General features: G+C 41.9%; 13 protein-coding genes and 1 riboswitch. Of the genes, 1 reads left to right on the forward strand and 12 read right to left on the reverse strand.

Annotated elements, in window-relative coordinates; translation table 11 throughout:
• Positions 1–2 precede the first annotated feature (2 nt).
• From D9X91_RS07950 to gpmA, 9 genes are all read right to left on the reverse strand, one after another.
• Positions 3–443 (reverse strand): bifunctional adenosylcobinamide kinase/adenosylcobinamide-phosphate guanylyltransferase, encoded by a 441-nt coding sequence (locus tag D9X91_RS07950; protein WP_158598268.1) that lies wholly within the window; start codon positions 441–443, stop codon positions 3–5.
• The gene (locus D9X91_RS07955) at positions 395–1,021 is read right to left on the reverse strand and encodes a histidine phosphatase family protein (RefSeq protein WP_121680066.1); all 627 of its coding nucleotides are present in this window, start codon (positions 1,019–1,021) and stop codon (positions 395–397) included. Before D9X91_RS07955 ends, D9X91_RS07950 begins: the two co-directional genes overlap by 49 nt.
• Positions 979–1,779, reverse strand: coding sequence for an adenosylcobinamide-GDP ribazoletransferase (gene cobS / locus D9X91_RS07960; protein WP_121680067.1), 801 nt, complete (start codon positions 1,777–1,779; stop codon positions 979–981). The genes D9X91_RS07955 and cobS overlap by 43 nt, the downstream gene beginning before the upstream one ends.
• Complete coding sequence (locus D9X91_RS07965; RefSeq protein ID WP_121680068.1) at positions 1,766–2,347, reverse strand: bifunctional adenosylcobinamide kinase/adenosylcobinamide-phosphate guanylyltransferase; 582 nt, start codon at positions 2,345–2,347, stop codon at positions 1,766–1,768. Before D9X91_RS07965 ends, cobS begins: the two co-directional genes overlap by 14 nt.
• Positions 2,335–3,807 (reverse strand): adenosylcobinamide amidohydrolase, encoded by a 1,473-nt coding sequence (locus D9X91_RS07970; protein WP_121680069.1) that lies wholly within the window; start codon positions 3,805–3,807, stop codon positions 2,335–2,337. The genes D9X91_RS07965 and D9X91_RS07970 overlap by 13 nt, the downstream gene beginning before the upstream one ends.
• Positions 3,808–3,812: 5 nt before the next feature.
• The gene (locus D9X91_RS07975) at positions 3,813–4,871 is read right to left on the reverse strand and encodes a FecCD family ABC transporter permease (protein ID WP_121680070.1); all 1,059 of its coding nucleotides are present in this window, start codon (positions 4,869–4,871) and stop codon (positions 3,813–3,815) included.
• On the reverse strand, positions 4,834–5,802 hold the full coding sequence (locus D9X91_RS07980; RefSeq protein WP_121680071.1) for an ABC transporter substrate-binding protein: 969 nt from the start codon (positions 5,800–5,802) through the stop codon (positions 4,834–4,836). The genes D9X91_RS07975 and D9X91_RS07980 overlap by 38 nt, the downstream gene beginning before the upstream one ends.
• Positions 5,803–5,929: 127 nt before the next feature.
• Positions 5,930–6,119, reverse strand: a riboswitch (cobalamin riboswitch).
• A gap of 77 nt (positions 6,120–6,196) precedes the next feature.
• Complete coding sequence (locus tag D9X91_RS07985; protein ID WP_121680072.1) at positions 6,197–8,368, reverse strand: DNA topoisomerase III; 2,172 nt, start codon at positions 8,366–8,368, stop codon at positions 6,197–6,199.
• Positions 8,369–8,515: 147 nt separating this feature from the next.
• The gene (gpmA, locus tag D9X91_RS07990; protein WP_121680073.1) at positions 8,516–9,313 is read right to left on the reverse strand and encodes a 2,3-diphosphoglycerate-dependent phosphoglycerate mutase; all 798 of its coding nucleotides are present in this window, start codon (positions 9,311–9,313) and stop codon (positions 8,516–8,518) included.
• Between the two features lie 229 nt (positions 9,314–9,542).
• Between gpmA and D9X91_RS07995 the strand changes: the two genes are divergently transcribed.
• Positions 9,543–10,022 (forward strand): hypothetical protein, encoded by a 480-nt coding sequence (locus tag D9X91_RS07995; RefSeq protein WP_121680074.1) that lies wholly within the window; start codon positions 9,543–9,545, stop codon positions 10,020–10,022.
• A 479-nt stretch (positions 10,023–10,501) separates the two neighbouring features.
• Here the strand turns inward: D9X91_RS07995 and D9X91_RS08000 are convergent, their stop codons facing one another.
• From D9X91_RS08000 to D9X91_RS08010, 3 genes are all read right to left on the reverse strand, one after another.
• Complete coding sequence (locus D9X91_RS08000; RefSeq protein WP_121680075.1) at positions 10,502–10,822, reverse strand: hypothetical protein; 321 nt, start codon at positions 10,820–10,822, stop codon at positions 10,502–10,504.
• Between the two features lie 70 nt (positions 10,823–10,892).
• The gene (locus D9X91_RS08005) at positions 10,893–11,948 is read right to left on the reverse strand and encodes a P-loop NTPase family protein (protein ID WP_121680076.1); all 1,056 of its coding nucleotides are present in this window, start codon (positions 11,946–11,948) and stop codon (positions 10,893–10,895) included.
• Positions 11,949–12,099: 151 nt separating this feature from the next.
• A complete protein-coding gene (locus tag D9X91_RS08010; RefSeq protein WP_233569741.1) occupies positions 12,100–12,576 on the reverse strand; it encodes a GNAT family N-acetyltransferase in 477 nt (158 codons plus the stop codon).
• Positions 12,577–12,599 lie beyond the last annotated feature (23 nt).

The following is a 12,599-nucleotide window of genomic DNA, read 5'->3' on the forward strand; positions in this document are numbered from 1 at the left end:
TCCTATTTTAATTTAGTTGGAATCCCATACCAAATTTGATCTGCTTTGTCCGAAGCCAAAACCGTATCTTGAAAACACCAGCCACATAGATCACGGTGCTTTCTGTCCATTTCATCAATGGGAACGATCCCTTTGGTGATGTCGTTCCCGATGAATATGACTGTTCGCTCATCTGCTTCCCACTGTTTCCATTCATGTAATATCCCCCGCCATTTTTCCCTAGCCGGCTGTACTTCTGAAACATCATCTAACATTTTCCTCAGCCAAACTTCTATTCCTTGCAGGATGACGATATCCGGCATCACAGATAAATGATCTGGGGAAGGTATCTTATCCTCCCGATAAGCAGAAACCCACATCCAGGATGAGTGCTGCCCAATGGAATATCGTTCTTTTACCCATGCTGATTTTCCGTTAAAGGCACCTCCCGCAACAAAGTGCATCGGTCGCCGCACCCCCATTCATCATATGTCCATATCAATTCAAAACCCGTACCATAAGGAACATCCCAACTCCAGAATCCTTTCGATTCAGGGACGAACCTATCCAGTAAATAACGAATCACTCCACTATGAGTCACAATTGCACAACTATTGTGCTGATTTCTTGACAGGTTTTCCTTGATCTGTTTAATAGCCCGGTCAACCCTTTTCGTGAACACGCCAAATGTTTCACCATCTGGAGTCTTCATCTTAAAGGGATAGTTGAGCCATTCTTGATAATAACTATTTTCAGCTAATTCATTGTGGTGTTTTGCTTCCCATTCCCCAAAATGGAGTTCCCTCAGATCAGGATTATAAGATACTTGCCGATTTGAAAAATACAGATGTGCTGTTTCTTTACATCTTGATAAATCACTGGAATAAATGGAATCATAATGAGAGAGGTGAAATGGCGCATTTCTCATTTGGTCCTTCCAATCTTGACAAAGCGGAGCATCGGACCATCCAATATACAACCCTTTCTTGTTTTCCTTGGTTACACCGTGGCGAAATAATGCCATAACCATGCAATCATCCATAGAAACAGCTCACCTCCTTCAACTGATGCGCCCAATATATCACCAGTCATTCCGCCAAACCATTTGTTGATTTTCATAGAAGCAAATGCAATGAACATTACGGCAGTGATTAAGAGCAGGACAAATTGCCGAAAAATTGAAAAGTTGATTATGAAACAAGAAGCAGCGATGAGGATCAAGTAAACCGTGTAATGCATAGGAAGATGGTTATCCAAATCCTTTTTGAAAAAATAAGCCAGTCCCTCATCCTTTGCCGGAGTCAATTGATGAAGCATCCAGCCCATTATGCTCTTACTGAAAATAGGAATGAGAAATAGGAACCAATATGTATTGATGGTAAAGCGCTGCATGATTTCAAACACGAAAAGGAACTTGGCCGCCAATAAAAGAATGATTGAAAGGACCCCAAATGCGCCAGTCCTTGGATCCTTCATCACTTCCAAGCGTTTCTCCTTCGTTTGATAGGAGAAATATGCATCACTCGCATCAATCCAGCCGTCCAGATGGATTCCTCCTGTAAAGGCAATCATGAAAACCATTAGAAAAAAAGAGCATGCCAGGTCCGAAAAGGGGGTGGCATGGAGAAGCCAAGCTGCCATTATAAAAATGAAACCTTGAAAAGCACCAAGTATCGGAAATGTCCGGACAGCTCCATTTACGTTCAAAGGATTCATTTCGATCGATTTGGTAACAGGGACGATTGTAAAAAACTGCAGGTTTAATAAAAATCCATTCCACCACCCTTTAATCGCCGCCATTTGGTTCCCCCTTTCCATGCTTCATGCAGACTGCTCTTCCAAATTCAACTAGATAAGCTTCATCAGCCAAACTCACCAAAGTAAGGTGGAGCATGCCCATTATCCGTTGATATGTATGAACAAATGGATTGTTTTTCGGGATATCCTGAAAGACTTCATTCGTGACGACGATTAAATAGCGGCATTTTTTAAATATTTTCTGAATGCCATCCAATATAGATTGATACCATCCATCAAGTAGTTTATCGGTATCTGGATTTTGCTCGTGTCCAAACAGTTCATTATTGACCAGATTGGTTAAGCAATCCAAGAGGACGACTTCTGAGTCTTTGAACTGCTCGGCAGCCTTATCGATGGAGGATTGGATTTCCACTGTCCTCCACTCCCTACTTGAGAGGCTTCGGTTCTTTTGATGACGAGTAATTCTTTCGGCCATTTCTTTGTCTGAGGCCACACCTGTAGCGATATACATAAATGGCCCTTGAATGGATAGAGACGCAGCATAGTCTTCTGCAAAACTGCTTTTTCCGCTGCGTACCCCGCCTGAAATGAAGATCAGTCTTCCCATTCTTCTTGGCCCCTTCGATCGTTCTTTATCGCTCTTTTCGTACAATCATAAACCCCTTTGCTAATGGCTTGCCCCAATGGGGTCACCGTACCGGCGAAAGGCAGTTTTTCCCCCGTTTGTGTGGCTGCAATCAAAATGCTGTCGGTAGAAGTGCCGGTAGCTGTCGTTTTAGTTACCGGATCAAGCACATTTTCATCCTGCATTACTTTCACTTTTGCTTCAGTAGCGGTAATGATTGCTTGGATAAATGCCTCTTCTGAAACATGTCCATTTATGAAGATCCATGTATTGATCGTACCTGGCTTTTCATTCGCTTTAATCTCCTGATGCTTGGAAGTATCTATTGCATTTGAGATACCGGCAGTGACGACAATGAATAATGAAAATCCTTCTGCTTCGATGAATTTATATGCCACGTCAGATAGCCTTACAGATGTAAGCATCCCTACGGAATCATGGGGGTCAACCCCATTTTTGCTCAAATAGTCGATCATTTCGCCTTTAAAATCAATGTGGCAGTAGTCGGCAGGAACATGGCGATTGATGAATGTTTTGTACCAGCCGATGCCTGACCCGACCACACCGGAAGAAATCGTTTTTAAAGGAAGCGGTGATGTAATACCAATGTATTTCTCTCCTATATCCAATAGTGTTTCATTAATGATGAACGGATCGCTTTTCTGCTGGTTCGGTACTAACAGCATCTGTGGTTTCGCGACTGACGGGTGAGGCTGTTTTTCAATCCGTGTTTCATAGACTTCTTGAATGAGCTCCTCTTTTAATACATGCATAGGGTGATCTACCAACTTTTTTTCTCCTTTTTGCATTAGAAGCATCCGATCACAATATAGGCTGGCCAAATTGAGGTCATGGAAAATCGAGATGACGGTCAATCCTTTTTCCTTTGTCCAGCGTTTTAATAGATCCATAAGCTCCTTTTGAAAAGAAAGATCCAGATGGTTGGTCGGCTCATCAAGAAGCAGGAGCTTTGGCTGCTGTACAAGCGCCTGTGCTAAAAAAATCCGCTGCTGCTCTCCGCCTGAACACTCATGTATATAGTGATCGGCCAAATGATCGGTCTCTGTTTGTCTCATGACTTCATTTACAATTTCTTCATCCTTTATGGACCAGTTTTGCAGCCATCCTTTTTGATGAGCATACCTGCCCATTGAGACTGTTTCCTTTACGGAATAGGAAAAGGAATGAGCAGATAATTGTGGCAACACAGCAATTGTTTTGGCAGCTTCCTTGACGGTGATGTCTCTAATATTTTTTCCATCAAGTTCGATCGTCCCATATAATGGTTGTAATATTCCACTGATCGTCTTTAAGAGAGTTGTTTTTCCACTTCCGTTTGGACCTAATATCCCAAAAAAAGTTCCTTTTTGGACATGAAAGGAGATATCTTTGATAATTGCAGTTTGCGAATACCCAGCCGACAATCCATTGATATTCAGCATGATTTTCATCTCCTTCCTCGTTTGTTTTTCATTAAGATGATGGCGAAAATCGGTGCTCCAATCAAAGAAGTGATGACGCCAATCGGCAATTCAGAAGGTGAAATGATCATTCGTGCAGCTGTATCTGCCAGGATTAAAAATGCTGCCCCGACCAATGCCGATAAAGGAAGTAAGTGGCGATGATCAGGTCCCCATAATAGTCTGCAGAAATGAGGTACAACCAAGCCGACAAATCCTATCGTACCTGACACTGCCACAGCAGATCCGGTCAACATCGATCCTGCAGCAAGGATAAGAAGCTTTCTTCTTTGGACGTTCACACCCAAATGTTGGGCGCGTTCTTCCCCAAAGGACAATGCGTTCAATTCTCTGCCATTGAGCATCAACAGTATCGAACCAAAAATAAAAAATGGCAATATGAGTGTTATGTAAGACCAGCCACGCATGGATACACTGCCAAGAAGCCAGCCGATAATTTGTCGAAGTTCATCACCTGTCAATGCAATCATTAATGAAATGAGGGAACCTAAGAAAGAACTGAAAATGATTCCGGTTAATATAATGGTCTCTACCTTCATCGAACGATCGATCCGACGTGCAAATAGCAACACGATCATCATGGTCAATATGGCTGTGGCGATGCTGAATACCGGTAAAGTAAACATTCCTAATAACGGAAGTGTCAAGGAAAAAAAGATGGTGATGACTGCCCCAAGGGACGCACCTGATGAAACACCGAGTGTATATGGGTCCGCCAATGGATTCCGCAATAATCCTTGGAAGGCAGTCCCAGACATAGCAAGGGATGCTCCAACCAACCCTGCCAGCAGAACACGGGGCAGCCTGATTTCCATGATAATGTTTGTGTACATAGGGTCTATCGTTGAAGAGGGCTGATAGCGGAAAAGCTGCCCTCCAACGATTTGTAAAATATCCATAACTGGGATTGATATTGAACCGATTGACATTCCAATCAGCAGAGAAGCCAATAGGAAGCCAATGGATAAAATATAACGAACGAGGATATTATTTTGCAAAAATGTCTGGATATACGACTTTCGCAATCTGCTCGATCCCTTCTACAAGCCTTGGTCCTGAACGTGTAACCATATCTGAATTGACATCATAGACTTCCTTATTTTTTACTGCAGGAACATCTGCCCAGCCGCTGCGCCCCAAAACTTGTTCTTTTGGATTTTTCACATAATAGCCATATGTGGTGATGATCACATCCGGCTTTAATCCCACGATCGATTCTTCAGACATCTTGGCCCAGCCATCTTGACTCTTGGCTGCGTTTTTCGCATGGATGATGGATAGGATTTCATCTAGATACGTATCTTTCCCTGCAGTGTATATTTCAGGCTGGGGAGAGACTTCCACAAAAACACTTTTTTCATCCTTTTCAGGAATGGCACTCGCCTTTTTTTGGATGTCAGCAATCTTATCCTTCATATCTTGAACGATGGATTTTGCTTTTTTATCGGTCCCAGTAGCACGTCCAATCATTTCAATTGATTCATAGACATCATTAAAGTTCTTTCCATCATTGATAACGACAACGGTAATGCCCGCATCCCTCAATTGTTGAAGTCCTGCGCTGGCACTTTTAGCCGTCGATTCATGGGCAAGGACAAGATCAGGCTTCAACCCGATGATTTTCTCAACATTAAATTCCATGCCGCCGATTTTTTCTTTTTTTGCCGCTTCTTTTGGATAGTTATCAAAGTCAGAAACTCCTACTATTTTATCCCCTAAGCCTAAAGCAAATGCAACCTCCGTGTTGCTTGGAATCAGAGATACGATGCGCTTAGGTTCTTGCTTTATCGTAATTTCCTTATTTTCGGCATCTTTGACAGTGATCGGAAATGCAGCTTTGTTGCTTTCATTTGTACTTTTTCCATCTTTGCTCCCGTGATTAGAATCAGTTCCACAGCCAGCGAGCATTCCACCGACTAACAAAATGGATAATAAGAGTGCGAATATTTTCTTCATGAACTTTCTCTCCTTTTTCTCCCCGTGAAATAAAAAACAAGCCGACCCTGAAGAAGAGTCGGCTTTCTGTATGTATACAGGCATAAAATATAACAGCCTAATATACACCATCCTATCCTCGTAGGTTTTGTGGTGCAAAAAAATGGCAGGTCTCCTGGCTCTTGATCATTGCGAACTGCACCTTCCCATACGTTATGTACAGTGGTTAAAGCAGCTTGCTCCCAATTACAGTGGCGGGACCGCGTTGGAATTTCACCAACTTCCCTTTTAAGAGTCTGCAAGTACATGCATCCTCACCATTTTTAATGCGATTATGAATTTTTTCCGCTAAAAGAGATTATAGCACGGAGAAGGTCATTCGTCATGTTTTTTGAAAACCTTTTCTTAGGTTGGGTCATGACCCTTCAAAGAGAAAATTCATTTTGTTATTTTTCCATTCTAGTTTAGCGTTGAAATTCTTTTCCCCTTTTTTAAAGCCTTTGATAAGGTTCGTTTCCCCATCCTTTAATAGCTTCTTCATATTAGCTTGAGATATGGTTTTCCCTAATATTTTTTTTGAGAACGTCATATCACATTTAGTTTTTTGGTAAGAACTACAACCATAGAACTTCCCTTTGTCGACGATTTTTCCACCATCACACTTCGGACAGGAGCCTAAAGGCGTCGAATCAAACGTTTTTTTCCTCCCTTTCCCTCGTGTAGAGTTTGCCTGGATGCTATCCACATCGAATTGCTCGAAGCTCCATCCTTCGGCCTGGTTTACTGCGTCCTGAATGATTTTTCCCGTCATTTTCCTGACTTGTTCCATGAACGCATTCGGTGATGCTTTTCCGTCACCGATTTCACTAAGGCGCTGCTCCCATTTAGCTGTCATTTCCGGGGAGGCAAGGATTTTGTCCCCGATTGCAGCGATTAATACTTTCCCCTTATCGGTTGCAAATACTTGGTTTTTTTTGACTTCGATATAATTTCTTGTTTTCAGCATGGTGATGATCCCAGACCTGGTCGCCTCTGTTCCGAGCCCTTCCGTTTTCATGAGAACTTTCTCCAAGTCATCATTGTTTAGGTGCTTCCCAGCCGTTTTCATGAGGGTGATCAACTGGCCCTCCGTGTATCGCTTTGGAGGCTGAGTCTTCCCTTCTTTCACCCAAGCCATTTCGGTATTTCCAATTTCCCCATTCTCGACAATCGGAAGAATAACATCGTTATCAGCATCATCTTTTTGAAAGATGACTTTTCTCCACCCTTCCTTTATCTGCTGCTTTCCTTTTGATATAAAATCGGCACGATCATCTACTTTTGTATGTATGGTGGTATAGTCATAAATCGATTTGTCATAATGTGCCGCGATCAATCTTCGTATGATCAAGTCATATATTTTTTTTTCGTCCCCTGAAAGCTTGGCAGGATCTTTAACCTGTTCTGTCGGTATAATTGCATAGTGATCCGTCACTTTTTTTTCATTCACATACCTTTTGTTATTCATGATCGAAGGATGCGGCAAAGGAAAAAGTCCTTCGTATTCCTTGAATTGACTGATCTTTTCCAGGATATCCGGAAACATCTCCGCTTCACCCGGTGTAACAAAAGCGGAGTCCGACCGTGGATATGACACGATGCCTTTCTGGTAAAGGGCTTGAGTGACATCCAACGTTTTTTTGGGTGAAAAAGTATACATTTTATTGGCTGTTGCTTGTAAGGAAGAAAGGTTAAACAGCATCGGAGGCTGATATTCTTTCCTATCTTTGTCTACTTTATCAACCTTTGCTTTTTTTCCTTGACAAAAAGAGGCGATTTTTTCAGCCATCTCCTTTGTTTGAATTCGTGATTCTTCTTCTTTATTCCACTTTCCTTCATAGGTTTTTCCATCCATTTGAAAACTGGCCATGACCTCCCAAAAAGGTTCAGATTTAAAATTTGCAATTTCATTTTCACGCTTAACGATCAATGCAAGTGTAGGAGTCTGTACCCTCCCGGCAGAAAACACATCTGAAATGCCCTTTTGCTTCAGTAAAATACTATAAATGCGGGATGCATTCATCCCGACAAGCCAGTCCGCACATGCACGTGTGTAAGCCTCATAAAATACATTTTTTGTGTCTGACTCATCCAGCAGCTGAACAAATCCTTCCAAAATGGCTTTTTTCGTCAATGATGAAATCCAAAGTCGTTTCATCGGTTTTTTGACACCGGACATGCTGATTACATTTCGGACGATCAATTCACCTTCGCGTCCTGCATCACCGGCATGAATGATTTCCTTCACTTCAGGTTTCTTCAGCAGCGTTTTGACCACGTTGAACTGTTTATACTTTGTTTTCTCCACTTCGTATTGGAACTTTTCTGGGATTATAGGGAGCGTGTCGATGGACCATTTTTTCCATTGAGGGTTGTATTTTTCAGGGGATATCAACTGGCAGAGATGACCGATGGCCCAAGTGATATAAGCTCCTTCTGGGAAAAGATCATTTGGTAGCACTTCGATGAAGCCCTGCTGCTTCCTGCTTTTAAACGGGGAGGCCAATGTAGCGCCTTGATCGGGCTTTTCGGCGATGATAACTTTCATATTCAATCTCCTTCATTATTCATTACTATCATTATACCTGTAATTGGCCAGAAGGTGGGAGTGAAATGATAGAAAAAGGGGCCATGCTCATACCGTCCAAATAAATCAGCCGTACCCCTTGGTGCCAGGCACCAAGGGGCAGGATCTCTAGAAGCCGGTGTCGCCGATCATTCCTTTTTCTTTTAAATGGCGGTCTTCCTGTTCGACAATTTCCGGTATGTGTTTGGGGATTTCCCCTTCTGGAACCTCTCCATTTATGGAAAGGTAATAGTGCCTGATCGGTTTTAAATGATCATCCAGTTCGTAAACTAGAGGAATACCGGTTGGGATATTTAAATCCGCAATACCATCTGCAGATATTTGGTCCAGGTGCTGTACGAGTGAACGGATCGTGTTGCCGTGGCAGGAAACGATGATATGTTTGCCCGCCTTGATGTTAGGAACGATTTCCTCCTTCCAGTAGGAAAGCACCCTTCTTTCCGTGTCCTCCAAGTTTTCTGTCAATGGGATATCTTCTTCATGTAAATGTTGATATTTCGGATCATTCACATCATGGCGGGGATCATCCTTTGCTAAAGCTGGCGGCCTTACCTTCATGGATCTTCTCCATTCGTGGACCTGTTCATCCCCGTATTTTTCAGCCGTGTCCTTTTTATTCAAACCTTGCAATGCTCCATAATGCCGTTCATTCAGATGCCAATTCTTTTGTATCGGTATCCACATATTATCCATTTCATGAAGGATGATCCAAAGTGTTCGGATCGACCTTTTCAATACGGAACAATAGCCCATATCAAAATTGAACCCATTTTCCCTGAGGATGATTCCGGCTTCCCTTGCTTCCTTCAACCCTTGGTCTGTAAGGTCTACATCTGTCCATCCAGTGAATTTATTCAAAAGATTCCATTCACTTTGACCATGACGAATCAGGACAATTTTATTCACGAACTTCACCTCTCCTCTTCAATCCATTCATTTTTTTAGTATTTGAAATGAGTACCATCCTTTATTCATCATTAGATGGCTACTCTTTCCATATCCCTGATGCTTGGTCTTTGAAACATTTTTTTTATAAGGATTGTTTGCAGTCAGCAAGCCTTGATAAAAACATTCACGGAATGAAAGGGATTGTGTTATAATCAACGGACATAAAGTCTATGAAACGAGGATTTAGATGCTGACATTTGAAGAGAAGTTACAGATTATCGAAAACAATTTTCCACAACTGAAGAAAAAAGATGTTTCTTTAAAGCGAGTAAATTTTCATTATGAGGACAGCGCATATGAGAAAAGCAATGTCGTCTATCATTTGCATCCAAATGGTAATGGATTTGTATATGGCGGATTTTTGGAAAACTATCCAACAGATCAAAAAGGGATGATCAATATCCGCGACTTCGATGCTGACGACCTTATCAAGGTGATCCAAGAATCGATCACATCCCTTTCTTGGAATGAAGAAAACACACGCGAAGCTGCGATCGTCGGGAATTCACAGGAAGAACGCTGGACGAATGCCGAAGGCCACAGTTTGCTTGTGGTCGAAGAAGATGACTGGTGGAACGTTTATGACGGATTGAATTTGGAAGCTGTCTTCGGTTCCTATGATGAGGCTGAAGATTACCTCTTAGAAGAAGGGTTTCGATTGAAATAATTGGATAAGCCATTCCAAGCAAAATGAGTCTTCCCGATAGGTACATCACGTACTGGGGGAAGACTCATTTTTTTATATAACGCTCTTTTCCTAAAGTTTGTTGCTATTCATTAAAGGTTGTTCAAGGATGATTTCCGCTGCAGGATGCTCGCTTTCCGAGCGGACTCACACGAAGTGAGGTCGTTCGATGTTGGCACACGACGTATACCGAACTTAATCGAACATCCTCCTTACCTCTCCTAGCTTCGCTGCGGGGTCTCACCTGTCTAGCACCAGGGCTTAGGGGGCTCGGGTTCATAAGCCAATTCTGTCAAAAAGGCAATGAACGCCTTTGTGTCAGAATCGACTTATGCTTGTCGCCCCTAGGCAAAGCCCTGCAGCTTTTCCAACTGACCCGCTGATCCCTCCGGAGTTTCGCACCTTCCGCTTCAATAAACAACATATGATGAGTTATTTTAAAAATCTTTGAGAATAGAGCCTTATTCGAAAATGGATTTCAATGTCCTCGTTTGTTTCTTCGAAAGCCTGTAATAGTTTTGGTTTCTAAATGCAATGGCGGTGTCGTTATCCAAATACCATAAGGAAGCCCAAATGAGAGCAACATGTTCTTCTGGTTCATTCAATGAAAATATGGAATCCGGTTTCCTGCTCATACCATTGAAGTTCTGTTCTGGTTGAAGTTCCTTGAATATGCGTTCTAAGGTCTCTATTTTCTTTTCATCGGTGATATCTTGATTGAATTGGAACCCTTCCCCATTTTCTATGGGGGTTCCTACCTTGATCACTTTATTGGAAGTCAAGCAGTTAGGAAAGCACCAATGGCAATCAAAGATATTAAGAAAAGAATTCTTTTTATTCTTAGCATTGATTTTAGATTTTCTCCGGCAATGAAGCAATATACATCAATTTGTCGACCTTTGCATGATCAGTATCACCATTCAGGATGCGCTGTACGTCATAAAGCACATCCTTCAAATGTACATTTGTCCCTTTTATTTTTGTGAATTCTTCTGCAACGTAGAATGCTTGTGTGAAGTATGCCTCCAGCCGCTGTCCTCTTTCAAATATTTCCTTATCATCTTGTGATAAATTTGCGTTGGTGTTCGCCGAGATTAAAAAACGGAGCTCTCTGTAGCGTCTTAATAATTTTTTTGCCTTTTGCTGGAGTATCATGTGATGTTGGTCAACGTAGGAGCCTTCTAATATCGTGGATGTCGAGTAAATCGGATTGATGGCAGGATAATATCTTCGTGAAATGAGTTCTGCATCGAATTGCCATAAAGATTCCAATGGTCCGTAGGGTTCATTCTCATCCACTGCTTCCCCTCTTGGGTCTGCGAGGAAAAATGTCACCGGCTGGATGTTTTGTTCTTCCAATTTCTCCTGAAGCGAAAAATATTCTCCGGACTCAATGACAGATCGATCCATTGCCAAGAAAATATCACGCTTCTTCCCTTCACTCACCGCTTCTTGAAAAACATCATCCATTGTCTGGCAAATGATTTCTGCGGCATGGAGGACATCGTCGATCCCTGGTCCATTTTCATTTTGAAAATAGGCGATTGTACAAGTCTCTTTTTTGTCCACCCTTGTCAGCACTTCTCCCAGTACGACGAGCTGACCCATTCCAGGCCGAGCTACACAACCGATATTTCCACCTTTTACAATAGGAGCAAAGAAATCGATAATTTTAATGCCTGTTTCAATCATCTCTCCATCTTTGCTTTTGATGAGCAATTCATCGAGGCTGCATTTGGCCAACTCAGCTAAGGCAGCAAGCGTGCGGACTTCTGCTCTTTCGATCGGTATCTTTCCTGTGCACAAATTAGAAACTGTTGCAGGTCGCAATCCCACTGTCTTAGCAGCAGATGTTAAATTCGGCACCTTGCGTCTCAGTAATGAAACATTCAATTTTAATTGATTCATGAAAACATCTCCTCTCTTTACTTTATATGGTATGTGAAGTTGCGCTAAAAAGCAATAAAAAATTACGTTTTAATATAATTTTTATTACTGTTCATTGTTTTTAGGGTTTCTTATATAAGCGAATTGAAAAAAACTTGGGGTTTCCCCCAAGTTAATCAACTGGTTTAATCATTGTAACAAATGTTGATGTACCTCGATTAAACTCAAGAACTTTTTTAAAGCCGAATTGTTTATAAAGATGTATCGCTCGTTCGTTAAAATCCGCAACCGTCAGCCGAAGTGGACCATTTCCTTTTTTGACTGAAACAAATTCGATGACACTTTTGAAAAATGTTTTTCCGAAACCCTGTCCTGTCAAATCAGGCCTCAGTCCTATCCCGATATCATCCATTTCTTCAGTATAAGCTCCAAATTGTGAGCCGGTAGGAACCTGGGCGGCCTTCCCAATGCAGCAGTAGCCGATCAAAACATCGTGTTGATCGACCGCGGAAAAATAATGATTTTCTAACAGTTCGGCCAAGTTCTCTTCATTTTCTTCATTATTATAAAAATCATATGGTTGTTCATATTTCCAGTTTAGGATTTGCTTGGCGTGTAATCTGTTCATTGGTAAAAATCGTATTGGCATAATGCTTTCTCCCTTGTTGAGTT

Origin of the sequence: Falsibacillus albus, assembly GCF_003668575.1 — a bacterium.
Lineage (GTDB): Bacteria > Bacillota > Bacilli > Bacillales > DSM-25281 > Falsibacillus > Falsibacillus albus.

What these genes read in the sequence shown, in the direction of transcription:
- D9X91_RS07970 (WP_121680069.1), bottom strand. Translation starts at nt 3,807, where the DNA reads ATGCTGAATATCAATGGATTGTCGGCTGGGTATTCGCAAACTGCAATT.
- D9X91_RS08010 (WP_233569741.1), bottom strand. Translation starts at nt 12,576, where the DNA reads ATGCCAATACGATTTTTACCAATGAACAGATTACACGCCAAGCAAATC.
- D9X91_RS07995 (WP_121680074.1), top strand. Translation starts at nt 9,543, where the DNA reads ATGCTGACATTTGAAGAGAAGTTACAGATTATCGAAAACAATTTTCCA.
- D9X91_RS07980 (WP_121680071.1), bottom strand. Translation starts at nt 5,802, where the DNA reads ATGAAGAAAATATTCGCACTCTTATTATCCATTTTGTTAGTCGGTGGA.
- D9X91_RS08005 (WP_121680076.1), bottom strand. Translation starts at nt 11,948, where the DNA reads ATGAATCAATTAAAATTGAATGTTTCATTACTGAGACGCAAGGTGCCG.
- cobS (WP_121680067.1), bottom strand. Translation starts at nt 1,779, where the DNA reads ATGGCGGCGATTAAAGGGTGGTGGAATGGATTTTTATTAAACCTGCAG.
- D9X91_RS07965 (WP_121680068.1), bottom strand. Translation starts at nt 2,347, where the DNA reads ATGGGAAGACTGATCTTCATTTCAGGCGGGGTACGCAGCGGAAAAAGC.
- D9X91_RS07950 (WP_158598268.1), bottom strand. Translation starts at nt 443, where the DNA reads ATGCACTTTGTTGCGGGAGGTGCCTTTAACGGAAAATCAGCATGGGTA.
- D9X91_RS07985 (WP_121680072.1), bottom strand. Translation starts at nt 8,368, where the DNA reads ATGAAAGTTATCATCGCCGAAAAGCCCGATCAAGGCGCTACATTGGCC.
- D9X91_RS07955 (WP_121680066.1), bottom strand. Translation starts at nt 1,021, where the DNA reads ATGGATGATTGCATGGTTATGGCATTATTTCGCCACGGTGTAACCAAG.